This is a genomic window from Nocardioides sp. GCM10028917 (assembly GCF_042666175.1).
Lineage (GTDB): Bacteria > Actinomycetota > Actinomycetes > Propionibacteriales > Nocardioidaceae > Nocardioides.
The window spans coordinates 324,868-348,276 of the sequence record NZ_JBHTFL010000003.1; the positions used below are offsets into that span (position 1 = coordinate 324,868).

At 72.5% G+C, this 23,409-nt stretch carries 20 protein-coding genes; 10 read left to right on the forward strand and 10 right to left on the reverse strand.

Annotated features, from left to right (window positions below; all coding sequences use genetic code 11):
- Window positions 1–269: 269 nt before the first annotated feature.
- Window positions 270–890, forward strand: coding sequence for a helix-turn-helix domain-containing protein (locus ACFQW6_RS04950; RefSeq protein ID WP_378541883.1), 621 nt, complete (start codon window positions 270–272; stop codon window positions 888–890).
- Window positions 891–1,044: 154 nt separating this feature from the next.
- On the opposite strand, the gene ACFQW6_RS04955 is transcribed toward ACFQW6_RS04950, so the two are convergent.
- The 3 genes from ACFQW6_RS04955 to ACFQW6_RS04965 all read right to left on the reverse strand — a co-directional run bounded on the left by ACFQW6_RS04955 (window position 1,045) and on the right by ACFQW6_RS04965 (window position 3,474).
- Window positions 1,045–1,335 carry a DUF4193 domain-containing protein gene (locus ACFQW6_RS04955; protein WP_056600397.1) on the reverse strand — a complete coding sequence of 97 codons (291 nt, stop codon included), beginning with the start codon at window positions 1,333–1,335 and terminating at the stop codon, window positions 1,045–1,047.
- Between the two features lie 202 nt (window positions 1,336–1,537).
- The gene (locus ACFQW6_RS04960; protein WP_378541885.1) at window positions 1,538–2,359 is read right to left on the reverse strand and encodes an inositol monophosphatase family protein; all 822 of its coding nucleotides are present in this window, start codon (window positions 2,357–2,359) and stop codon (window positions 1,538–1,540) included.
- A complete protein-coding gene (locus tag ACFQW6_RS04965) occupies window positions 2,356–3,474 on the reverse strand; it encodes a ferrochelatase (RefSeq protein ID WP_378541887.1) in 1,119 nt (372 codons plus the stop codon). Before ACFQW6_RS04965 ends, ACFQW6_RS04960 begins: the two co-directional genes overlap by 4 nt.
- Window positions 3,475–3,498: 24 nt before the next feature.
- On the opposite strand from ACFQW6_RS04965, the gene ACFQW6_RS04970 reads away from it, so the two are divergent.
- Entirely contained in the window at window positions 3,499–4,692 is a 1,194-nt protein-coding gene (locus ACFQW6_RS04970) for an MFS transporter (RefSeq protein WP_378541889.1), read from the forward strand.
- Window positions 4,689–6,011: a D-arabinono-1,4-lactone oxidase gene (locus tag ACFQW6_RS04975; RefSeq protein WP_378541891.1), complete on the forward strand. Its 1,323-nt coding sequence runs from the start codon at window positions 4,689–4,691 to the stop codon at window positions 6,009–6,011. Before ACFQW6_RS04970 ends, ACFQW6_RS04975 begins: the two co-directional genes overlap by 4 nt.
- Window positions 6,012–6,020: 9 nt before the next feature.
- On the opposite strand, the gene ACFQW6_RS04980 is transcribed toward ACFQW6_RS04975, so the two are convergent.
- A complete protein-coding gene (locus ACFQW6_RS04980) occupies window positions 6,021–6,656 on the reverse strand; it encodes a trimeric intracellular cation channel family protein (protein WP_378541893.1) in 636 nt (211 codons plus the stop codon).
- Between the two features lie 126 nt (window positions 6,657–6,782).
- Between ACFQW6_RS04980 and sepH the strand changes: the two genes are divergently transcribed.
- Both sepH and ACFQW6_RS04990 read left to right on the forward strand, forming a co-directional pair.
- Window positions 6,783–7,754, forward strand: coding sequence for a septation protein SepH (gene sepH / locus ACFQW6_RS04985; protein ID WP_378541895.1), 972 nt, complete (start codon window positions 6,783–6,785; stop codon window positions 7,752–7,754).
- Between the two features lie 3 nt (window positions 7,755–7,757).
- A complete protein-coding gene (locus tag ACFQW6_RS04990; protein WP_378541897.1) occupies window positions 7,758–8,594 on the forward strand; it encodes an MOSC domain-containing protein in 837 nt (278 codons plus the stop codon).
- Here the strand turns inward: ACFQW6_RS04990 and ACFQW6_RS04995 are convergent, their stop codons facing one another.
- Window positions 8,595–9,434, reverse strand: a complete 840-nt coding sequence (locus ACFQW6_RS04995) for a sulfurtransferase (RefSeq protein ID WP_378541899.1) — start codon at window positions 9,432–9,434, stop codon at window positions 8,595–8,597.
- Between the two features lie 54 nt (window positions 9,435–9,488).
- On the opposite strand from ACFQW6_RS04995, the gene ACFQW6_RS05000 reads away from it, so the two are divergent.
- Entirely contained in the window at window positions 9,489–10,142 is a 654-nt protein-coding gene (locus ACFQW6_RS05000; RefSeq protein ID WP_378541901.1) for a thymidine kinase, read from the forward strand.
- A gap of 24 nt (window positions 10,143–10,166) precedes the next feature.
- Here the strand turns inward: ACFQW6_RS05000 and ACFQW6_RS05005 are convergent, their stop codons facing one another.
- The 3 genes from ACFQW6_RS05005 to ACFQW6_RS05015 are packed head-to-tail and all read right to left on the reverse strand — an operon-like array spanning window position 10,167 to window position 14,665.
- Complete coding sequence (locus ACFQW6_RS05005; protein WP_378541903.1) at window positions 10,167–11,303, reverse strand: alkaline phosphatase family protein; 1,137 nt, start codon at window positions 11,301–11,303, stop codon at window positions 10,167–10,169.
- Window positions 11,304–11,324: 21 nt separating this feature from the next.
- On the reverse strand, window positions 11,325–11,906 hold the full coding sequence (locus ACFQW6_RS05010) for a DUF5998 family protein (RefSeq protein WP_378541905.1): 582 nt from the start codon (window positions 11,904–11,906) through the stop codon (window positions 11,325–11,327).
- A gap of 35 nt (window positions 11,907–11,941) precedes the next feature.
- Window positions 11,942–14,665, reverse strand: a complete 2,724-nt coding sequence (locus tag ACFQW6_RS05015) for a GNAT family N-acetyltransferase (RefSeq protein ID WP_378541907.1) — start codon at window positions 14,663–14,665, stop codon at window positions 11,942–11,944.
- A gap of 93 nt (window positions 14,666–14,758) precedes the next feature.
- Between ACFQW6_RS05015 and ACFQW6_RS05020 the strand changes: the two genes are divergently transcribed.
- From ACFQW6_RS05020 to ACFQW6_RS05035, 4 genes are read left to right on the forward strand one after another with little or no spacing between them, the layout of a single operon-like run.
- On the forward strand, window positions 14,759–17,266 hold the full coding sequence (locus tag ACFQW6_RS05020; RefSeq protein ID WP_378541909.1) for a DNA topoisomerase (ATP-hydrolyzing) subunit A: 2,508 nt from the start codon (window positions 14,759–14,761) through the stop codon (window positions 17,264–17,266).
- 4 nt (window positions 17,267–17,270) lie between these two features.
- On the forward strand, window positions 17,271–18,002 hold the full coding sequence (locus ACFQW6_RS05025; protein WP_378541911.1) for an LppX_LprAFG lipoprotein: 732 nt from the start codon (window positions 17,271–17,273) through the stop codon (window positions 18,000–18,002).
- On the forward strand, window positions 17,999–19,768 hold the full coding sequence (locus tag ACFQW6_RS05030; RefSeq protein WP_378541913.1) for an MFS transporter: 1,770 nt from the start codon (window positions 17,999–18,001) through the stop codon (window positions 19,766–19,768). Before ACFQW6_RS05025 ends, ACFQW6_RS05030 begins: the two co-directional genes overlap by 4 nt.
- Before the next feature lie 20 nt (window positions 19,769–19,788).
- Window positions 19,789–20,283, forward strand: a complete 495-nt coding sequence (locus tag ACFQW6_RS05035) for a beta-class carbonic anhydrase (RefSeq protein ID WP_378541915.1) — start codon at window positions 19,789–19,791, stop codon at window positions 20,281–20,283.
- 10 nt (window positions 20,284–20,293) lie between these two features.
- Here the strand turns inward: ACFQW6_RS05035 and ACFQW6_RS05040 are convergent, their stop codons facing one another.
- Window positions 20,294–21,814, reverse strand: coding sequence for an aldehyde dehydrogenase family protein (locus tag ACFQW6_RS05040; protein WP_378541917.1), 1,521 nt, complete (start codon window positions 21,812–21,814; stop codon window positions 20,294–20,296).
- Entirely contained in the window at window positions 21,811–23,394 is a 1,584-nt protein-coding gene (locus ACFQW6_RS05045; protein WP_378541919.1) for a GMC family oxidoreductase, read from the reverse strand. The genes ACFQW6_RS05040 and ACFQW6_RS05045 overlap by 4 nt, the downstream gene beginning before the upstream one ends.
- Window positions 23,395–23,409: the final 15 nt, after the last annotated feature.

A 23,409-nucleotide genomic window follows, 5' to 3' on the forward strand; every position in this document is an offset into this window, starting at 1 on the left:
CACTGGACCGTGAGTCTCCGAGCGACTCAACACGTCACGCGCGCCGACCACCGCCCAGTGGGCCGTGAGTCTCTGAGCGACTCACTGGCCAGTGCGGGCGGAGGGGGTGTCGACGAGAGGGGCTCCTGCGGATCATGGGCCGCCAGTCGTCCACAACCGGGCCGTGACCGCGCCCTGAGGGACCCGCTGTGGACGAACGGTCGCGGGTGTCGGCCCCGGGACGTTTGCTCGTCTTACGACGACAGGCGGACGCAGGAGGATGACGGCAGATGAGTGGTGGAACGGTGGGGGTCAGGGCGGCGGACCTGACCGAGGAGGAGCTCCAGTGGCTCCACATGGGGCCGTGCGACGGTGGCCTGGCGGGGTTGATCCGGCGGATCAGGCGGATCCTCGACGTGTCCCAGCGCGGACTGGCGGACCTGCTTGGTGTGTCCCAGTCGGTCGTGGCGCGCTGGGAGACCGAGCGCACCAGCCCGCGGGTGAGCGTCCTGCAGCTGATGCTGCGCCTGGCCGGCATCGCGGTGGCCCTCCACGATGAGGAGTCGGGTGAGAGCGTCGAACCCATGCGGGCCGACGGCGCGCGTCAGCGCAACGGCAGCCGCTATCCCGCCCACGTCGACCTGCGCGTGACCGGGTGGTGGGTTCCGCGGGCGTTCCGCATGATGACGAGCATCGACTACTTCACCAGCAAGGACCGCTCACGACGGCTGGGGATCCCCTCGGTGCACTACCGGTCCTGCCCACACGCGAGGCGGACCGAGCGGATGATCTTCGGGACGCCCGTGGACCACCCGGCGCTCCACCAGCTGAGGGCGGAGGCGGAGCACCTGGACGACGAGCGGCAGGCCCGCAGGCCGAGACCGGGGACGCCACCCCGGCACGCCGCCTGACCCGGACCCGCGACGAATCCGGTAAGCGGGAACGTGGGAATGCGGAGCGCGAAATGCGGAAGCCGGGAGACACCGGAGCCCGGGAACGACGAAGCGCCCGCCCCTCACCGGGAGGAACGGGCGCGGTCGTGTCCGGAACGTCAGGTGCCGGCGCTCAGATGCAGTCGCGGCAGATGAGCTTCTTCTCGTCGGCCAGCTGCGAGCGGTGGTGCACCAGGAAGCAGCTCATGCAGGTGAACTCGTCGTCCTGTCGAGGCATGACCTCGACAGCGAGCTCCTCGTGCGAGAGGTCGGCACCCGGGAGCTCGAAGGACTCAGCGGCCTCGGTCTCGTCCTCGTCGACCTTGCCGGAGTTCTTGTCGTGACGTCGGGCCTTGAGCTCCTCGATGCTCTCCTCGCTCTGGTCCTCCTCGGACTTGCGTGGTGCGTCGTAGTCGGTGGCCATCGGTTACCTCTCCCCATGCTGTAGGACCCGCTCCGCCGGATCGCGGCGGTACGTCCCATTTGTGCGCGTCGTCGGCGCCAGATTGTGCACCATGAACCGGTTCCGTGGTGAGCCGGTCCGCGACGTGTCGCCTGAACAGTGGGTGACGTCTCTCTATTCCCACCTCGGCAGGCGGGCGCACCCTACCCCCACGGGGGGACGGTCAGGCGAGAAAACCGGCCTTGGCAAGCGCTGCGACGAAGTCGTCCCACCCGTCGGCCGGGGCGCCCACCACCACGTTGCGCACCGGCTGGGAACCGAGCGTGGACGAGCCGTCGAGGAGATCGAACCGGCCGCCGGCCTCGCTCAGCACGAGGCCGCCCGCGGACCAGTCCCACGCCTGCGGGCCGGCCTCGACGTAGCCGTCCCCGCTCCCGTCCGCCACGTGGCACAGGTCGAGGGCGCAGGAGCCCATCCGGCGGATGTCGCGGACCTCGGGCAGCAGCGCGGCGACGCAGCCGGCCTGGTGCTCGCGCACCTCTCGCTGGTAGCCGAAGCCGGTGAGCACCAGCCGTTCGGCCAGGGGCGGTGAAGGACGGACGGAGATCGGGAGGCCGTCGCGCGTCGCGCCGTGCCCGAGCGCGGCGGCGTACTCCACACCCGTCGGGATCGTGACCACGGCGCCCGCGACCACCTGGCCGTCGACCTCCGCCGCCACCGACACCGCGCAGTCGGGCAGGCCGTAGAGGTAGTTGACGGTCCCGTCGATCGGGTCGAGGACCCACCGGACCCCTGAGGTGCCGGGGCGGTCGTCGCCCTCCTCCCCCAGAATGGCGTCGGCGGGACGCTGGGCGACGATGCGCGACCGGAGCAGCTCCTCGACCGCCCGGTCCGCCTCGGTCACCACGTCGACGGCGCTCGTCTTGGTGTCCGCGACGTCGATCCCGCCTCGACGCATCTCCCGCGCCAGGCCCGCGCCCTCGTGGGCGAGCGATCGGGCCAGGTCGCGCAGCTCCTCGGGCGCGTCGGAGGGGACGGCCGTCACGAGTCGGCCCCGCAGAGGGCCGGGCGCGGTCCTCGCGGGTTGGGGCAGCAACCCGCCCCGCAGACGTCGGGACCGGCCGGCATCGAGCCGATCGCCGGGCGTACGGGCGACTCACCGCGCTCGGCAGCGGCGCGCTCCAGCACCAGGTCGCGGACCATCTCCACGAACCGCGGGTCGGTCCCCGACGTCGCGGCACGCACCGCGCGCATGCCGAGCCGCTCGGCGGTGGCCATCGCCTCGGTGTCGAGGTCGTAGATGACCTCCATGTGGTCGGACACGAAGCCGATCGGCACCAGCACCACCTGGCTCACCCCGTCGCTGGCCAGCTCCTCGAGGTGGTCGTTGACGTCGGGCTCGAGCCACGGCGTGGAGGGCGCCCCCGAGCGGGAGCAGTAGACGAGGTCGTGCCGGTGGGCCCGCCCGGTGGCCGCGCGCACCCGGTCCGCCACCTCGTCGACGGCGCTGCGGTGCTGCTTGACGTAGGCCTTGCGCGGCTGTGCCTCGGCCTCCGGCGGTGCGCCGCTGGTCTCGGCCATGGCGGTCGGGATCGAGTGCGTCACGAAGACCAGGTGGGCCTCCTCACCGTTGGTGGGCAGCTCGGCGAGCGCGGCGAGGCACGCGTCGATGACGGGCTCGAGGAAGCCGGGGTGGTTGTAGTACTGCCGCAGCTTGTCGAGGCGCGGCGCCCCCTCGGTCTGCTCGACCGCGTCCCACAGGTTCTCGCGGTACTGCCGGCACGACGACCACGAGGAGTACGCCGACGTGGTGAAGACCGCGGCCCGCTGGACGCCGTCGGCGGTCATCTGCGCCAGCGTGTCGGCGAGGTAGGGGTCCCAGTTGCGGTTGCCGAAGTAGACCGGGAGGTCGATGCCCTGGTCCGCGAAGTCCTTCTCCAGCGCGGCGATCAGCGCGCGGTTCTGGTCGTTGATCGGACTCCGGCCGCCGAGCAGGAAGTAGTGCTCCCCCACCTGTTCGAGGCGTTCGCGCGGGATCCCCCGGCCGCGGGTCACGTTCTCCAGGAACGGCACCACGTCCTCGGGCTTCTCGGGACCCCCGAAGGAGAGGACCAGGAGGGCGTCGTACGGCTTCACGTCGGGGTGACCCGCAGGATTCATGCAGCCAGAGTAGAGCGGCCTACCATGCGGCTCGTGCTCGACTCCTACCGCCGGGTGCTGGCACGACCGGGTGCGTTCGCGTTCAGCAGCGCCGCCCTAGTCGCCCGGCTCCCGATCTCCATGGTCGGGTTGGGCATCGTCCTGCTCGTCGAGGAGCGCACCGGCTCCTACGGGCTCGCCGGTACGGTGTCCGCGGTGTTCGTGCTGGCCGAGGCGGCGTTCGCGGTCCCGCACGGCCGCTGGGTCGACCACTACGGCCAGTCGCGTGTCCTCCCGCTCGCCATCTCGGTGTTCGGCGTGGGCCTCGCGCTGATGATGCTGGCCGTCGAGCAGGACTGGCCACGGGTCTGGACCTACGTCTTCGCGGTCGTCGCCGGTGCGGCACTCCCCCAGGTCGGCGCCAGCGTCCGCACCCGCTGGTCGTACCTGCTCCACGACCCGGCCGAGAAGCAGACGGCCTTCGCCCTCGAGGCGGTGCTCGACGAGGTCGTCTTCGTGGTCGGACCCGTGCTGGTCACCCTGCTGGCGACCAGCTGGCACCCGGTCGCCGGCCTGACCGCCGCCCTCGTGAGCGGGGTCGTCGGCACCTTCGCCTTCGCCGCCCAGCGGCGCACCGAGCCGCCCCCCGGTCGCAGCGCTCCAGCCGGGGTCCGCCCGGCGATGCCCTGGCGGCTCGTCCTGACGCTCGCGCTGGTCTGCCTGACCCTCGGAGCGCTCTTCGGGGCCGCCGAGGTGACCACGGTCGCGTTCGCCGAGGAGCAGGGCCAGCGCTGGGTGGCCGGGTGGCTCCTCGCGGCGTGGTCCCTCGGCAGCCTCGTCGCCGGACTGGTGACCGGTGCGATCGCCTGGCGCAGCGGTCCCGACGTCCGGCTCCGGTGGGGCTCCGCGGCGATGGCGCTCGCGATGGTGCCGCTGATGTTCGTCGACTCCGTCCCGCTGATGGCGGTCGTGCTGCTCGTGGGCGGCCTCGCGATCGCGCCCACCATGATCGCCGCGATGACGATGGTCGAGCAGGGCGTCCCGGCCCCCCGCCTCACCGAGGGCATGGCGATCCTGCACACCGGCATCGTCGCCGGCGTCGCGCCGGGCGCGAGCGTCGCCGGGTTCGTCGTCGACCACAGCGGGGCGTCGGCGGCGTACGCGGTGGCGCTGGTCGGCGGTTTGCTCGGTGCGCTTGCCGCGCAGGCGGCCCGCCCGGCCCTTAGTCTGCGCACATGAGCTCCCCGGTCCACGGTCACCTCTGGCGCAACTGGTCCGGCCTCGAGGAGGCGGTCCCCCGCCACGTCGAGACCCCCGGATCGGTCGAGTCGGTCGTGAACGCCGTACGCCGCGCCCGCGAGGGCGGCACCACCGTCAAGATGACCGGCACCGGGCACAGCTTCACCGCGATCGCCGCACCCGAGCACACGCTGCTGCGCCCGGAGGCCCTCACCGGGATCCTCGCGGTGGACCGCGACGCGATGACGGTGACCGCCCGCGCCGGCACGCCGCTCAGGGACCTCAACCTCGCTCTCGAGCGCCTCGGCCTGTCGCTGCACAACATGGGTGACATCGCCGAGCAGACCCTGGCGGGCGCCACCTCCACCGGCACGCACGGCACCGGGGGCATCGCGGCCGGGCTCGCCGCGCAGCTCGCCGGCCTCGAGCTGGTCACCGGCACCGGCGAGGTGCTGCGTGCCTCCGCCACGGAGAACCCGGACGTCTTCGACCTCGCCCGGGTCGGCCTCGGTGCGCTGGGCATCCTGACCAGCCTGACCTTCCACGTCGAGCCGCTCTTCGTCGTCGAGGCTCACGAGCAGCCCATGACCTGGGACCGGGGGCTGGCGTCGTACGACGAGATGGAGGCGGACTCGCACCACCTCGACCTGTACTGGTTCCCCCACACCGACCGCCTCATGGTGAAGCAGAACGTCCGCACCGACCTGGAGCCCGGCGAGCAGCAGCCCCCGTCACGCGTGGCGGCGTGGTGGGAGGACGAGCTCGTGTCCAACTCGGTGTTCGGCGCCCTGTGCCGCGTGGGCTCCCGCGCCCCGGCGCTGATCCCGCGGATCAACCGGGTCGCCGGGCGGGCGCTGTCCGAGCGCCGCTACAGCGACCTCGCCCACCGCGTGTTCGTGACGCCGCGACGGGTGCGGTTCCGGGAGATGGAGTACGCCGTCCCGCGCGAGGTCGGTCTCGACGTGCTGCGTGAGTGCCGGCGGGTGATCGACGCCAGCGACTGGCGGATCGCCTTCCCCGTCGAGGTGCGCACCGCGCGGGCCGACGACGTCGCCCTGTCGACCGCCCACGGCCGCGACAGCCTGTACCTCGCCTTCCACGTGCCGGCCGACACCGACCACACGGCCTACTTCGGCGGGCTCGAGCCGGTCCTGCGCGCTGCCGGTGGACGTCCGCACTGGGGCAAGGTCCACACCCGCGCCGCCGCGGACCTGGCCCCGGTCTACGACCGGTTCGACGACTTCCTCGCGCTGCGCGACCGCCTCGACCCGGACCGCGTCTTCGCCAACGCCCACCTGCGAAGGGTGCTCGGCGACTGACGGGCCGCCTCAGACGTTGGCGGGGCCTCGCGGCAGCGGGGCGCTCCAGCCGCGCACGAGCGCCAGCAGGCGCCACGACAGGCAGGTGGCGAACCCCGCGCCGGCGACCACGACGAGCGGGAGCGCGGTGCGGTCGAGCAGGACCGCGACGCCAGCGCCGGCCAGCGCCGGCGTGGCGTAGAGCACGCCTTCGAAGATGACCGGGACGGTGCCGGCGAGGACGTCGCGCATCATCCCTCCGCCGATGCCGGTGACCATGCCCATCAGCGCGGCAGGGATCGGGCTGAGGCCGAACTCGACGGCCTTCAGCGCGCCGGTGACGCAGAAGAGGGCGAGTCCGACGGCGTCGAACAGCGTCACGACCCGTTCGAGGCGCCCGACGACGGGGTGGAAGGCGAAGGTCAGCAGCCCGGCCGCGACGGGCACGATGAGGTAGCGCCAGTCCGCGAGTGCGGCCGGCGGGGTCGCGCCGATCAGCACGTCGCGGATGAAGCCGCCGCCCAGGCCGGTGACACCGCCGAGGACGAGCGCGGCGAAGACGTCGAGGTTCCGGCGGACGGCGACGAGCGCTCCGGCGACGGCGAAGAAGAAGATCCCCACCAGGTCGAACGCGATCAGCGTCGTGGCGAACTCCGGCTCAGGCACACCGGAAGCCTAGGGCGCGCCGCGGGCGCAACCGTGCGCGGGGATCACGCTGGCGTAGGCTCGAGCGACACCGATGACCCGTGCATCGACGACCACCCGACCACAGCAGGCAGGAGTCCGCCGTCCATGGCCAAGCTGACGTTCACCGGACGCAGCAAGGACGGCAAGCGCCTGCTGCTGGTGGACGACTCGGGCCAGGAGCACACCCTGGTCGTCGACGCCCGGCTACGTCGCGCCCTCACCGGCGTGCCCGACAGCAACGGCCAGTTGGAGATCCCGATGGAATCAACCCTCCGCCCCCGCGACATCCAGACGCGCATCCGAGCCGGTGAGTCACCCGAGGCCGTCGCGCACGCCGCCGGGACGTCGGTGGAGAAGATCATGCCGTTCGCCGCGCCCGTGATGGCCGAGCGGGCCCACGTCGCGGAGCGTGCCCAGCTCGCGTCCGTACGACGCCGCGCGTCCGAGTCCGGCGCCCGCACCCTCGGCGAGGCTGTCGCCGCCCAGCTGAGGGCGCACAACGTCGACCCGGGCAGCGTCGAGTGGGACGCCTGGCGCCGGGAGGACGGCCGGTGGACGCTCACCGCGCTGTACGACGTGGCCGGCCGCGTCGGCACCGCGACCTTCTCCCACGACCCGCGCGGCAGCTTCGTGACCGTCGACGACGAGGACGCCCGCTGGCTGGTCGGCGACGCCGCCCCTGACGCCGCCCCAGACGCTGCCGTCGCCACGCCGGCCGCCGACGACCTCGCCGCCGCCCGGCAGCGCCGGCTCAGCGCGGTCGACGAGGACGTCCCGCTGGGCGACGACGCGATCGAGATGGTCACCGGCGAGGAGTCCTCCGCCACCCCGGAGGAGACCACGATGGAGCTCTCCGACACGGGCCTCGGTGCGGAGCAGCCGGTCGAGGCCTACCTCGACGAGCGCCCCACCCAACAGGACCGGGGCGACGAGCAGGGCGACCGGCCCACCGAGCCGGAACGCGAGGCGGCGGCCGAGGCGCCGGCGGAGCCGAAGCCGAAGCCCGCCAAGAAGCGCGGCCGGGCCTCGGTGCCGAGCTGGGACGAGATCATGTTCGGCGGCGGCAAGGGCGACTGACGCTTGAGACTGGTCCAGCTCAACGTCCACCCGCTGAAGTCCGGCGCCATCCGACCGGTCACCTCCACGACCGTGCTGCCGCGCGGCCTGGCCGACGACCGGACGTGGATGCTGGTCGACGGGGACCACCGCCTCGTCTCCGCCCGCGAGGTGCACCGCCTGTTCCACGTCGTGGCCGACACCCCGGCGACGGACCCCTCCGTCGCGGCCGCGCTGCGCCTCCGCGCCCCCGGCCACCCCGACCTGCTCCTCGACGTCCCGCAGGCCGCACCTGTCGACGTACGCCTCTTCTCCCTCCACCTCCGGGCCCGCCCGTCCGGCGCGGAGGCCGACGCGTGGCTGCGCTCGGTCCTGGGCCGCGACGACCTGAGCCTCGTCTGGTGCCATGCACCGGAGCAGCGCACCCTCCAGCCGGGGTTCTCCCGGCCGGGCGACCACGCCGCGTTCGCCGACGCGTTCCCCGTGACGATCGCGTCCCTGGCGTCGATGCGGCGCCTCAACGACTGGATGCTCGAGCGCGCGCTCGAGCTCGGCGAGGAGCGGCCCGAGCCGCTGCCCGTCGAGCGCTTCCGGGCCAACCTCGTCGTCGACGGCGACGAGCCGTTCGCCGAGGACCGCTGGACCCGGGTCGTCGTGGGCGACGTCCCGTTCCGCATCGGCAAGCCCGTCGGCCGGTGCGTGATGGCGACCCTCGACCCGGTCACGCTGACGACGGCCAAGGAGCCGACGCGCACGCTGGCCCGGCACCGGCGCATCGACGGCAAGGTGTTCTTCGCCGTGCACCTCGTCCCCGAGACGAGCGGCCGCATCAGCGTCGGCGACCCGGTCCGGGCGGACTGATCACCCGGTCGCGACGGGCCGGGCGGGGTCGGTGATCCAGCCGCTCCAGCTGCCCGGGTAGAGCGCTGCCCGGATGCCGGCGACCTCCATCGCGAGCAGGTCGTGGGCAGCGGTCACCCCCGAGCCGCAGTAGGCAGCCACCGAGGACGCGGTGTCGGCGCCCACCCGGGCGTACACCTCCCGGAGCCGCTCCGGGGGGAGGAAGCGGCCGCGGTCGTCGAGGTTGGCGGTCGTCGGCACGTTCACGGCGCCCGGGATGTGGCCGGCGACCGGGTCGACGGGTTCGGTGTCGCCGCGGAACCGCTCGGGCGCCCGCGCGTCGATGAGCACCTCCACCTGCGGCACCTCCTCCGGCCCCACGGCAGCGGCGTGTGCGTCTCCGGAGACGGTGAAGTCGCCCGGGTCGACGTCCACCGGGCCGGCATCGGCCGGGTGCCCGTCCTCCCGCCACGCGGTCCACCCGCCGTCCAGGACGCGTACATCGCGGTGGCCGTGGTGCCGCAGCAGCCACCACGCGCGGGCGGCCGCCCGCCCCTGCCAGTCGTCGTACACCACCACGGGACGGTCGCCGCGCACACCGGCGCGCCGCATGGCCGCCTCGAACCGTGCCGGGTCGGGCAGCGGATGCCTGCCACCAGCGCCCGGCGGGTCGGCGAGGTCCTCGTCGAGGTCGACGTACGCCGCTCCGGGGACGTGGCCCGCCTCGTGCAGCTCGCGGCCGGGCGGGCCGCCCATGAGGTAGCGCACGTCCAGCACCGTGACCCTCCCGAGGTCCGCGGCGAGCTCGTCGGGGGTGGTCAGGGGGCCTCGCGAGAGGTCGCGGGGAAAGTCCTCGTCCATGCGCGGCACGGTAGCCGCCGGGCCGGGCGGAGGCTGTGACAGGATTCGCGGGACATGGCTGAACTGCACTTCTTCACGGGCACGATGGACTCCGGCAAGTCGACGCTGGCGCTCCAGACCAACCACAACCACGCCGCCCGCGGACGCGTCGGCCGGATCTTCACCACCCACGACCGGTCCGGTCAGGCGGTGCTGTCCAGCCGCCTGGGGCTGACCCACGAGGCGCTGGAGGTCGACGCCGACTTCGACTTCTGGGCCTACGTCGTGGACACCCTCACCCGAGGTGGCCGGATCGACTACCTGATCTGCGACGAGGCCCAGTTCTACGCCGCCGAGCAGATCGACCAGCTCGCCAAGGTCGTCGACGAGCTGCAGATCGACGTCTTCGCGTTCGGCATCCTCACCGACTTCCGTACCCAGCTCTTCCCCGGCAGCGCCCGGCTCGTCGAGCTCGCCGACCGGATGAACGTGCTCCAGGTGGAGGCGCTGTGCTGGTGCGGCAAGCGCGCCACCCACAACGCGCGCACCGAGAACGGCGCGATGGTCGTCGAGGGGGAGGTCATCGTGGTCGGCGACGTCGACCAGGTCGACGAGCCGCCGGCCGACGTCGCGTACGAGGTGCTGTGCCGCCAGCACCACCGCCGCCGCCTCACCGCAGCGCGTGCGAAGGCGGTCAGCCTGGCACCCGAGCCGCTGCCCTTCGGTTGAGTCTCCTCGAGACTCACGGGCCAGTCAGTCGACCAGGATCGGGATCAGCATCTCGGCCGGGGTGAGCGAGCCGTGGAGCCCGACCAGGGTGTCCTCGTAGGCGAAGTCGCGGGTGGACACCACGGCGGTGTCGTCGTGGCAGGCGACCATCACGTCACCCAGGCGGGGCAGCACGCCCGGCGCGACCGCGCCGAACCACCCGCGCCCGATCGCGTCCTCACGCGTGAGCACGGTGGCCCGGTCCCCCAGCACCTCGCGCCAGGTGGCCACGACGTCGGGCACGGCCCCGGCTGCGCAGTAGAGGTGCCGGAACCTCGCCTCGCCCCCGAGGAGTGCGACGCCGTCGCGCATCCCGTGCACCTCGTCGACGTCGACCCGGGCCTCCCGGGGGCTGTCGACCATGCCGTGGTCGGCGACCACCATCAGCCGCGTCGAGGCGGGCAGCGCCTCGCGCAGCTGCTCGGCCTCCGCGTCGACCATCGCCAGTTGCTGGAGCCACTGGGTGGAGGCGACGCCGAACTTGTGCCCGGTCCAGTCGAGGTCGGAGTCGTAGACGTAGGTCAGTGACGGCTGGTCCGCCGAGGCGGTGACCGTCGCGGCGATGCGCTCACCCACACGGTCCGCGCCGACGTACGTCGCTCCGCGCTGCGACGCGACGGTCAGTCCGGACCCGTCGAAGTCGCGCTTGTTCACCGAGGTGACGTGGACGCCGGCGTGTGCCAGTCGTCCGAGTGCCGTCGGGTGGGGCTGCCACTCGACGGGGTCGACGTTCTTGTCCCACCACAGGTGGTTGAGCAGCCGGTCGGTGCCAGGGATCCGGGCGGTGAAGCCGACGAGCCCGTGCGCACCGGGCACCAGCCCGGTGCCGAGGGAGGTGAGCGAGGTTGCCGTGGTCGACGGCACGCCGGCGGTACCGGTCGCGCCCCCGTCGACGAGGGACGAGAGGTAGGGGGCGGAGTGGGCGTAGCGGGTGAGCAGCTCCGCGCCCATCCCGTCGACGAGGAAGACGACGTACGACGGGGCCGGCGGCAGCTCGAGGCCGACCGGGTGCCCGTCGAGCTCGACGCCGAGGGCGCGCGCGACCGAGGGCACGACGTCGGCGAGCGAGCGGTCGCCGTAGGCCGGCGCGGTGAAGCCCGCCGGCTCCGCGGCGGTGGTCACCGCCGGGTGCTCATCGGGTGGTCATCCGCGCGTGCGGGCGGACAGTGCCTCGGCGAAGGCGAGCAGGCCGGCCACGGCGTCCGCTCCCTCGGCGGCGGCCGACACCCGCAGCGTGTAGTCGTCGCCGGCCAGGGTGCCGGTGTAGCCGTGGTCGGCGTCGCACTCGGGGTCCGAGCACGCGGCCGGCTCCAGGTCGAGCCGTCCCACGCCACCCCAGCCGATGGTCAGCACCGCCTCGGCTGGCGGGGCGACGCCCTTGGTGGGGTTGGCCACCATCCGGGTCACGACGACCGTCCGGATGGACGTGAGGGTGACGGCCTCGGTGGTCGTCGAGGTGTAGGGCTCGGGCAGCAGGTCGTCGCCGGGGTGCTCGTCGGTGTGCGCGATGACCAGCCGGGTGGGCGTCAGGAGCAGCGCGGTCAGGTGACGGCGCACCTCCTCGTGGTCGAACGTCGTCTCGTGGTGGACGAAGTAGGACACGACCTCCTCGCCCCCGGCCGCCGAGAAGACGCCGTCGGCGACGACCTCGGGGTAGTAGCCGGTGCGGTGGATCGCCTTGCGGAGGTCGTGGGAGACGTCCGCGTCACGGGTGGAGCGGGGCATGGCGACAAGTCTGTCACGCCTCGGTCGTTCGGGCCTCAGTCAGGCAGGGTGTCCCCGGGCATCGTGCTCAACCGCCGGACGAACCAGTCCGATCGCGGGTCCTTGACCGGCTCGACCCGCACGCTGGCCCCGAGCACGGTCGCGCAGTCCGCTCCGGCGAGCACGAGCGGGAGCTGCAGCGCACGCACCTGGGGCAGGTCGTGCTGCAGCTGCGCCACCTGGCGCACGAGCCGCTCGATCTCCGCGACGTCGACGATCTCGCTGCCGCGGTAGCCGAAGAGGAGCGGCGAGGCCTTGATCTCGCGCACCATGTCCTGGGCGTCGTGGTCGGCGAGCGGCGGGATCCGGAACGACCGGTCACCCAGCAGCTCGGTGAGCGGGCCGCCGATGCCGAAGGACAGCACCGGGCCGAAGAGCGGGTCCTCCATCGTCGCGATGGTGACCGGCACGCCCGGGGGCGCGTTGCGCTGCACGACGAAGCCGGCGTTGTCGGGGTCGGTGATGAGGTCGGTGAGCGAGCGCCAGGCCTGCGCCATCTCCTCGGGCGTGTCGATGTTGCGCCACACGTGGGCGAGGTCCGGGCGGTCGCGCAGGTGATCGGCGGTCGCCTTGAGCACGACGTCCCACCCGAGCGCCTCGCCGGCGGTGGTCGCCTCGTCGAGCGTGGCGACGGCGTAGGTGTCCCACAGGTCGATGCCGTAGGCGGTGAGCAGGCGGTACTGCTCGTCGAAGTCGAGGTCGCGCCCCTCCGGGTGGCGCATGAGCACCTCGTTGACGAGGTGGCGGGCCGCCTCGAGGTCGTTGACACCCGGCTCGACGAACGTCGCCTGCGGCACGCGCAGCCACACCGCGTACTCCACCACGTGGGCGAGGGCGCGGACGGCGGCCTCGACGGCGGGGTACGACGGCACCGACCCGCGACCGGCGCTCGATCCGGCGACGTCGGGCACGCGCAGCAGCTCGGGGACGCCCTCGGTGCCGAGGAACGTCGAGACGATGGGCTTGTCCGACTGCTCGCCGACCGCGGCGAGCACGTTGGCGACGTCCTCGCGGGCGCCGGCGACGTTGAGCGGCGGGATGAAGATCGCGACCACCGCGTCGACCTCGGGATCGTCGATGGCGGCGTCGAGGGCATCCTCGAAGTCCTCCGCCGTCGCTTCGGCGCCGAGGGCCTCCTGCCGATTGACGACGAGGCCGACGGAGTTGGCGGCGTCAGCAGCGAGCAGCCCGAGGGCGTCGGAGTTGCCGACGATCGCGACGCGGCGCCCGCGCGGCAGCGGCTGGTGGGCGAGCAGCTGGGCGACGTCGAACATCTCCTCCAGCGACTCGACCTGGATGATCCCGGCCTGCCGGAACATCGCGTCGACGGCCTCCCCCGGCGCCCCGATCTTGCGCACGGCGTGCCCCATCGGGACGCCCTGGGAGCTGCGGCCCGACCGCACCGCGACGATGGGCTTGCGGCGGCTGACCCGCCGCGCGATGCGGGAGAACTTGCGCGGGTTGCCGATCGACTCGAGGTAGAGCAGCACCACCTCGGTGGCGTCGTCCTCCTCCCAGTACTGCAGGAGGTCGTTGCCGGACACGTCGGCGCGGTTGCCCGCGCTCACGAACGTGGTGAGGCCCAGACCGCGGTTCTGCACCTTCTCGAGGATCGCCGAGCCGAGCGCACCGGACTGGCAGAAGAAGCCGGCACGGCCGCGCGGCGGCATCACCGACGAGAGCGAGGCGTTGAGCTGGACGTCGGGGTCGGTGTTGATGATGCCGAGCGCGTTGGGACCGATCAGGCGCAGGCCGTAGGACCGGGACAGCCCGACCAGGCGCCGCTGCCGCATCCGTCCCTCCTCGCCCGTCTCGGCGAAGCCCGACGAGATCACGACCAGGCCGTGGACGCCCTTGGCAGCGCAGTCGAGCACGACGTCCTGCACGGACTCGGCCGGCACGGCGACGATGGCGACGTCGACCTCGCCGGGGATGTCGCCCACCGACTTCCACGCCGGCATCCCGGAGACCGAGTCGGCGCTCGGGTTGACCACGTGGATGCGGCCGGTGAAGTTGCCCAGCACGAGGTGGCGCACCAGCGCGCGACCGATGGTGTCCTGCCGCCGGCTGGCGCCGATGATCGCGACCGACCTCGGGGAGAAGAAGCGCTCGATCGAGGCGTACTCCGCGCGGTGCTCGCGCTGCTCCATGACCCCGAGCGCGGTGTCGGTCGGGTCGATCCGGAACACCAGCTCCATCACGCCGTCCTCGAACGTGCTCCTCACCTGGTAGCCGGCGTCCTTGAAGGTGTGGATCATCGCCTGGTTGTCGGGCAGCACCTCCGCGACGAACTCCTCGATCCCCCGCTCGCGGCCCGCCTGGGAGAGGTGCTCGAGCAGGAGCTGGCCGATGCCGCGGCCCTGGTGGGCGTCCTCGACGAGGAAGGCGACCTCGGCGTAGCCAGGCCGGATCGTGTCGTACCGGCCGACGGCGATCATCTGCCCGGCCACGAGCAGGATCATCGCGACCCGGTCGCGGTGGTCGACCTGGGTGAACCGGTCGAGGTCGCGCTCGGAGAGCTCGGGCATCGGCGAGAAGAACCGGTAGTACTTCGACTGGTCCGACACGCGGCTGTAGAACTCGACCAGCAGCTCGCGATCCTCCGGCTGGATCGGCCGGATGTGGGCCGTGCGGCCGTCGCGCAGCAGGACGTCAGCCTCCCAGTGCCGGGGGGGACGCGTCGTACGCACCTCGTCTGCAGCAGCGTCCGCTTCGCTCACGGCAGCAATCTATCGGCCCCCGCTGGAACGGGTCGGGCCCCGTCCGGCGTGCCCCCGTCCTTCCGCGCCACGGCAGCGGGGAGAATGGCGGCCATGGCACGACGCACGAAGCAGGAGCCCCTCCCGGACGACTTCGAGGAGCACATCCTCGACACCGACATCCGCGACGAGATGCAGACGTCGTTCCTCGAGTACGCGTACTCGGTCATCTACTCGCGGGCGCTGCCCGACGCGCGCGACGGGCTCAAGCCGGTGCAGCGGCGGATCCTCTACACGATGGACGACATGTCCCTGCGGCCCGACCGCGGGCACGTCAAGAGCGCCCGCGTCGTCGGTGAGGTCATGGGCCGGCTCCACCCCCACGGCGACGGCGCCATCTACGACGCGCTGGTCCGGATGGCGCAGTCGTGGTCGATGCGGCTGCCGACGGTCGCCGGGCACGGGAACTTCGGCTCGCCGGACGACCCACCGGCCGCCATGCGCTACACCGAGTGCCGGATGGCTCCCGCCGCCGTCGCGATGACGACCTCGATCCACGAGGACACGGTCGACTTCAAGCCCAACTACGACTCGCGCGAGATGGAGCCCGTCGTGCTCCCGGCCGCGATCCCGCACCTCCTGGTCAACGGCGCCGCCGGCATCGCGGTCGGCATGGCGACCAACATCGCGCCGCACAACCTCGTCGAGGTGGTCCAGGCGCTCAAGCACCTCGTCACGCACCCCCGGGCGTCGCTCGACGACCTCATGCGGTTCATCCCGGGCCCCGACCTGCCCACCGGCGGGAAGATCGTCGGGCTCGACGGGATCCGCGACGCCTACGAGACCGGCCGCGGCACCTTCCGGATGCGCGCGACCGCCCGGGTCGAGTCCGTGACGGCCCGCCGCAAGGGGATCGTCGTCACCGAGCTGCCCTACGGAGTCGGCGAGGAGCGGGTGGTGGAGCAGATCAAGAAGCTGGTGCTCTCCAAGAAGCTCCAAGGCATCGCCGACGTCAAACAGCTGGGTGATCGCCACCAGGGCCTGCGCCTGGTCATCGAGATCAAGAACGGCTTTGTCCCCGAGGCGATCCTCGAGCAGCTCTACCGCCAGACCGCGCTCGAGGACTCCTTCGGCATCAACGCCGTCGCCCTCGTCGACGGCCAGCCGCGCACGCTGGGCCTCAAGGAGCTCCTCGAGGTCTTCCTCGCCCACCGCTTCGACGTCGTACGCCGTCGCTCGGCGTTCCGCCGCGCCAGGGCTGCGGACCGGCTGCACCTCGTCGACGGCCTGCTGGTCGCGATCCTCGACATCGACGAGGTGATCCAGGTGATCCGCGGCTCCGACAACGCCGCGGCGGCCAAGGAGCGCCTGATCTCGGTGTTCGACCTCACCGAGGTGCAGGCCGACTACATCCTCGACATGCCGCTGCGACGCCTCACCAGGTTCAGCAAGCTGGAGCTGGAGAAGGAGAAGAGCGAGCTCGAGCGCACGATCGAGTACCTCGACGCGATCCTGGCCGACGAGAAGCTGCTGCGGAAGGTCGTCTCCGACGAGCTCACCGACGTCGCCAAGGAGCACGGGACGCCGCGTCGTACGGTGCTGCTCGGCGCCGCACCTGCCGCGACGGCAGCGGCGGCGGTCGAGGTCAGCGACGACCCCTGCTTCGTCCTGCTGTCCTCCACCGGCCTCCTCGCCCGCACCCGGGACGCCCAGGCACCCGGACGCGGCGGCGACCGGGCCAACCACGACGTGACGGTCTCCGCGGTGCTGTCGTCCAAGCGTGGCGAGGTCGGCCTGCTGACCAACCGCGGCCGGCTGGTCCGGCTGCCGGTCATCGACATCGGCGCCGAGCTGCCCTCGACCGCCAACGACCCCAACGTCGCAGGCGGCGTCCCGCTCAGCGAGCTCGTCGCCCTCGAGGCGGGCGAGCGGCCCCTCGCCCTCACCTCGCTGCGCACCGACGGCCCCGGCCTCGCGCTGGGCACGCGCGACGGCGTGGTCAAGCGGGTGAACCCGGAGGTGCTCAACCGCGACGAGTGGGAGGTCGTCGGCCTCAGGGACGGCGACGAGGTCATCGGTGCCGTCGAGCTGGCCACGGGCGAGGAGGAGCTCTGCTTCATCTCCACCGACGCGCAGCTGCTGCACTTCCCCGCCTCCGGTGTGCGTCCCCAGGGCCGATCCGGCGGCGGCATGGCCGGCATCAAGCTCGGCGCGGGTCAGCGGGCCGCCTTCTTCGGCGCCTTCGACCCCACCGACGCGGTCGTCGTGACGGCGTCCGGCTCCTCGACGGCCCTGCCGGGCACCGAGGCCGGAGCGGTCAAGGTGACGCCGTTCACCGAGTACCCCGGCAAGGGGCGCGCCACGGGCGGCGTCCGCAGCCACCGCTTCCTCAAGGGCGAGGACACCCTGGTCACCGCCTGGGCCGGCCCCGGCCCGGCCCGCGCGGCCGCCTCGAGCGGTGCGCCCATCGACCTGCCCGAGGCCAACGGCCGGCGCGACGGCTCCGGAGTGCCCGCCCCGCAGCCCATCGCGGCGGTGGCCTCGCCGGTCGCGGCGCAGGTCGCGGCCCGCGCGGCGTCGGGCGCGGACGCCGGTGACGCAGCCGCCCCTGTGGAAGGCTGACGCCATGCTCGCTCGCGCCCGCACGTCCGGGCGGCTCACCACCACGGTCGCCGCCCTCGTCCTCGCCCTGCCCGTCCTGGCCGCCTGCTCCGGCGACGACGGTGGCAGCGGAGGAGGCGGCGACGAGGGCCCCACCCCCGAGGAGGTGCTGGCCGAGGCGGCCACGACCCTCACCGAGACGAGCGGCGTCGACCTCACGCTGTCCACCCCGTCGCTGCCCGACGGTGTCTCCGGCATCACCCAGGCGACCGGCACGGTCACCCAGGCGCCGGCCTTCGACGGCTCGATCACGGTCGTGTTCGCCGGCCAGACCGTCGACGTACCCGTCATCGCCGTCGACGACACCGTCTACGCCCAGCTCCCCTTCACCCCGGGCTGGAACAAGGTCAACCCCAAGGAGTACGGCGCCCCGGACCCCTCGAACCTGGTCGGCGAGGGCGGCTTCGCCGGCCTCCTCGAGCTGACCGAGTCGCTGGAGGCCGGGGAGAGCGTGCGCGGCGGTGCCGACAACACCGAGATCCTCACGACCTACACCGGCACCGTGCCCGGTGACGCGATGGACGCGATCATCCCCTCGTCGTCCGGTGACACCTTCGACGTGGAGTGGCAGGTCACCGACGACGGCGAGCTGCGCAAGGCCGAGCTCACCGGAGTCTTCTACCCCCGTGCCGAGCCCATGACCTACACCGTCGAGTTCGCCGACTACGGCACCGAGAAGGACATCACCGCGCCGTGAGCACCGCCACGGGCGAGGCCGCGGTCTCCCGCACCTCGCGGGCGCTCCTCGCCATGGCGGCGGTCGCGGTCGCCTTCGCGGCAGCCGACACGTACGTCGTCGTGCTGGCGCTGCCCGACATGATGACCGGCGTCGGCGTGCCGATCGACCAGCTCCAGCGCGCGGCCCCGATCGTCAGCGGCTTCCTGCTCGGCTACGTCGCGATGCTCCCGCTGATCGGCCGGATCGCCGACCTGCGCGGACGGGTGCCGGTGCTGGTGATGGCGCTCGTGCTGTTCGCGCTGGGCTCCCTCATCACCACGGTGGCCTACGACATGCCGAGCATCGTGGCCGGCCGGTTCCTCCAGGGGGTCGGCGGCGGCGGCCTCGTGCCGGCGACCCTCGCGCTGGTGGCCGACCTCTACCCCGTCGAGCGCCGGGGCGTCCCGCTCGGCGTCGTCTCGGCCGTGCAGGAGATCGGCTCCGTCCTCGGTCCGCTCTTCGGTGCAGCCGTCCTGGCGGTCGCCGACTGGCGGGCGATCTTCGCCATCAACCTCGCCGTCGGGCTCGTGCTGGCGGCCGCCATCCGCGCGCTGGCCCCGCAGCGAAGACCGGCGGGAGCCCGTCGCCGGCCCGACGTCGTCGGCCTCCTCCTGCTGCTGGCCACCTTCGCGTGCGCGGCCGTGGTGTTCCTGCGCCCCGCCCCGCTGATGCGCGACCTGACCTGGGGTCGGCTCTTCATCCCGTTCGCCGGTGACGGCCGCTGGCTGACCCCGATCGGCATGGCGACCGTCGTCGCGCTCGTCCTGCTGCTGGCGTGGTGCTGGTTCGCGCCCCACCCCCTTCTGGACCTGCGCGGCTGGACCCGCGTGCTCGTCGACGCCGACCTGGTCGGCGCCCTGCTGCTCGCCGCCGCGCTCGGCGGGGTGATCCTCGCGTTCGCGACCGCCGACCCCAAGGTCGAGGTGTTCTCGCCCCAGGGCCGGTGGTACCTCCTCGGCGCCCTCGTGGCGGCAGCGGCGTTCACGTGGCACGTACGTCGTGCCGCGCAGCCGCTGGTGCCGCGCGGCGCGCTGCGTCGTACGCCGGCATGGGGGGCACTGCTGGTCAGCTTCTTCGTCGGTGCCGCGCTGATCGCCGCCCTCATCGACATCCCGCTGTTCGCCCGCACCACCGTCTACCCCGACGACCAGCTCCCGGCGGCCCTCGTGCTGGTCCGGTTCCTCCTCGCGCTGCCGGTCGGGGCGGTGCTCGGCGGCTACCTCATCCGCTTCCTCTCCCCGGGCCTCGTCACCGCGTTCGGCATGCTGCTCGCCGCGACCGGCTTCGTGCTGATGACCCGGTGGGGGCTCACGACCATCGAGGAGCCCGTCGCCAACCTCGCCCTGGTCACCGGCGGCCTGGGCTTCGGGCTGGCGCTCGCGCCGGTCAACGCCGCCCTGCTCGCATCCACCGACGACGACGCCCACGGCGTGGCGAGCGCCTTCGTCGTGGTCGCCCGCATGGTGGGCATGCTGGTCGGCATCTCGGCCCTGACGACGATCGGGTTGCGGCGCTACTACGCCGAGCAGCTCGCCGTGCCGCCGGTGCAGGACGTGTGCGACGGCAAGAGCCGGTGCAAGGAGTTCTCCGACCTGCTGCGGGTCGCGGGCATCGCCCAGGAGCACGCGGTCTTCTGGGGCGCCGCCGGGTGCGCGGTGGTGGCGGCCGGGCTGGCGCTCGTGCTGTTCCGGCAGGTGCGCCCGACGCGGCTCGCGGCGCGGGACGTCTTCACCGGCGGCGCCTGAGGGGCGCTAACCTGCCGGTCGTGAGCGACTTCGACGACCTCCTGCAGGCCAACCGCGCGTTCGCGGACACGTTCGACCTCGGCGGCTTCGACGGCAAGGCCCACGCCGGCATCGCCCTGGTCACGTGCATGGATTCACGCATCGATCCCCTGGGCATGCTCGGGCTCAGGCACGGCGACGCCAAGATCTTCCGCAACCCCGGTGCCCGCGTGACCCCCCAGGCGCTCGAGGCCCTCGTGCTCGGCGTGCACCTGCTCAACGTCCAGCGCATCCTCGTGGTCCCACACACCCGCTGCGCCATGGCCTCGTCGTCGGAGCAGGAGCTCCGGGTCAAGATCGGCGAGTCGGCGGGCGTCGACGCAAGCTGGGCGTCGTTCGGCGTCGTCACCGACCAGCTCGACCAGCTCCGCCAGGACGTCGCCAAGGTGCGCACCCACCCGCTCATCGGCGAGCGCGCCAAGGTGGGCGGCTTCCTCTACGACGTCGACTCGGGCCTGCTCACCGAGCACGTGTGAGCCCCTCTGGCTACTTGAGGGTCTGCTTGCCACCGTGCAGCAGGGTGATGAGCTGCGCCACCTTGCCGTCGGTCGCAGCGTCGCGCGCGAAGGACGTCAGGTTCATCACCGGCGCGAACTTCTGCCGGGTGATCGCCTTGGCGTAGGTGAACTCCCGGAGCCCGTCGGCCCCGTGGATGCGGCCGAACCCCGACTGCCCGACGCCGCCGAAGGGCAGGGCCGGTACGGCAGCGAAGGAGATGACCGAGTTGACCGACGTCATCCCGGACCGGATGCGACGGGCGATCGACATGCCGTTGGCTCGGGAGAACACCGCGCCGGCGAGGCCGTACTGGGTCGCGTTGGTGAGGCGTACGGCCTCCTCCATGCTGTCGACGGGGTTGATCGTCAGCGTCGGGCCGAAGGTCTCCTCGGTGATCGCCGTGGAGTGCTCGGGCACGTGGGTCAGGATCGTCGGCTGCACGAACCGCTCCCCCACGGCGTCGGGGCCGCCGAGCGCCACCCTGGCGCCCTTGGCGACGGCGTCGTCGATGTGGCTCCGGATGATCCCGAGCTGGGACGGCATGGTGATCGGCCCGATCTGGGCGGCCGAGTCGGCCGCGGCGCGCAGGCCGTCCGCCTGGGCGAGGATCTCGGTCATGAAGTCGTCGAAGACGTTGCGGTGCACGTAGACGCGCTCGGTGCCGGTGCAGGTCTGCCCGGCGTTGGCCATCCCGCCCCACAGCGCGGCCTCCGCGGCCTTTTGGAGGTCGGCGTCCTCGTCGACGATGAGCGAGTCCTTGCCCCCCGCCTCGATGACGACCGGCGTCAGGTTCTCGGCACACGCGGCCATGACGAGCTTGCCGGTCCGTGCTGAGCCCGTGAAGGCGAGCTTGTCGATCCTCGCCCGGCACAGCGCGTTGCCGGTCTCGCCCAGGCCCGTGACCACCTGCAGCACGTCGCGGCCCTGCACCACCTCGCGGAACGAGTCGGCGAGCCACTGGCCGACACCGGGCGTGTACTCGCTGGGCTTGAACACGACCGCGTTGCCCGCGGCCAGGGCGTACGCGATCGATCCCATCGGGGTGAAGACGGGGTAGTTCCAGGGCCCGATCACCCCGACGACGCCGAGCGGGTGGTAGGCGACGGTGGCGGACTGGTTGGCCATCAGCAGCCCGGAGCCGACTTTGCGCGCCCCCAGCACCTTCTTGGCGTTCCTGGCCGCCCAGGCGATGTGCTCGATGGCGAGGACGATCTCGAGCTGGGCGTCACCGTGCGGCTTCCCGGTCTCGCGGTGGGACAGGTCCGCCAGCTGGGCGATCCGGCGGGTGATCACCGAGCGCCAGGTGAGGAGGAGCTCTGCCCGCTCGTCGAACGACAGGTTGCCCCACCAGTCCACCGCCTCACGGGCGCGGGCGACGGCGGCGTCGACCTCCTCGCGACCGGCGACCGGGTGCGTGCCCACGACGTCCCCGGTGGCGGGGTCGAGGGAGTCGAACGTCTCGGCCGCGCCCGGGGTCGGGGTCGCGGTCGGGTCGAGGGTGGTGCTCATGCGGACTCCTTGATGAGATCTGCGCACTTCTCGCCGATCATGATGGTGGGGGCGTTGGTGTTGCCTCGCGGGACCCTCGGCATCACGGAGGCGTCGGCCACCCGCAGGCCCTCGACGCCGTGGACCCTCAGCTCGGGGTCGACCACGCTGCCGTCGACGGTGCCCATGGCGCACGTCGCGACGGGGTGGTAGAGCGTCTGGCCCAGCCGCGCGATCCCGTCGACGATCGCGTCGTCGCTCGGGTCGGTCGACGCCGGGACCCACGGTTCGTCGACGAACCTCGCGATCGGACCCTGGCGCAGGACCTCCAGGGCCGTGCGGAAGCCACTGACCATCGCCTCGAGGTCGGCGCGATCGTCGAAGTAGCCCGGGTCGATCTCGGGGTGCCAGGTGGGGTCGGCCGAGCGCAACCTGACGTGGCCCGAGCTCTGCACGTTGACCAGCGTGATGGCCGTGGTGAGCGCGCGGCGTACGGGCTCGTGCATGCCGTTGTCGTAGAAGCCGGTCGGTGCGACGTGCAGCTGGATGTCGGGCAGCGCGAGGTCGTCGCGGGAGGTGTAGAACGCACCCGCCTCACCGACGTTGGAGCTCAGCGGACCCTTGCCGGTCGCCTTCCACCTCACGAGGTTGCCGAGTCCGAGCAGCTCCGCGATGTCGGTGGTGTCCCGGGTGTAGGTGAGGATGCCCGCCGCGGGGTGGTCCTGCAGGTTCTGGCCCACCCCCGACGACTCGACGGCGACGTCGATGCCCATGTCGCGCAGGTGGGCGCCGGGGCCGATGCCGGACAGCATCAGCAGCTGGGGGCTGTTGACGGCGCCGCCGCTGAGGACGACCTCGGCGTCCGCCCTCGCGACGAGGTGCTCGCCGCGGCGCGTGTAGGCGACACCGACGGCGCGGTTGCCCTCCAGCACGATGCGCGTCACGAAGGCCTCGGTGCGCACGGTCAGGTTGGGGCGCGTGTCTGCCGGGTGGATGTAGGCGTCCGCGACGGACCAGCGCCGCCCCTTCCTGCACGTCACCTGGTAGAGCCCGACGCCCTCCTGCTCAGCCCCGTTGAAGTCGTCGTTGCGCTTGAGCCCGGCTGCGACGCCCGCCTCGACGAACGCGGTGCTCAGCTCGTGGTCGTACGCCCGGTCCTCCACGTGCAGCGGACCGTCGCTCCCGTGGAAGGGGCCGCCGAGGCGGGTGTTGCGCTCGGCCTTGCGGAAGTAGGGCAGCACGTCGTCGAAGCCCCACCCCGTCGCCCCGTAGACGTCGCGCCACTCGTCGTAGTCGGCGTGGTTGCCGCGGATGTAGATCATCGCGTTCATCGAGGAGCAGCCGCCGAGCGCCTTCATGCGGGGCCAGTAGGCCCGGCGCCCGCCGAGGTGCTTCTGCGGCGTGGTCTCGTAGTTCCAGTCCCACCTGGTCTTGAAGAGCGCCGAGAAGGCGAGCGGGATGTGGATGTTGTCGTCGTCGTCGGCGGGACCGGCCTCGAGGAGCAGCACCCGGACGTCCGGGTCCTCGCTCAGTCGTGCGGCGACCACGCCACCGGCGCTGCCCGATCCGATGACGATGTGGTCGAACGTTTCGTCGGGCATGGGCTCCCTGTCGAC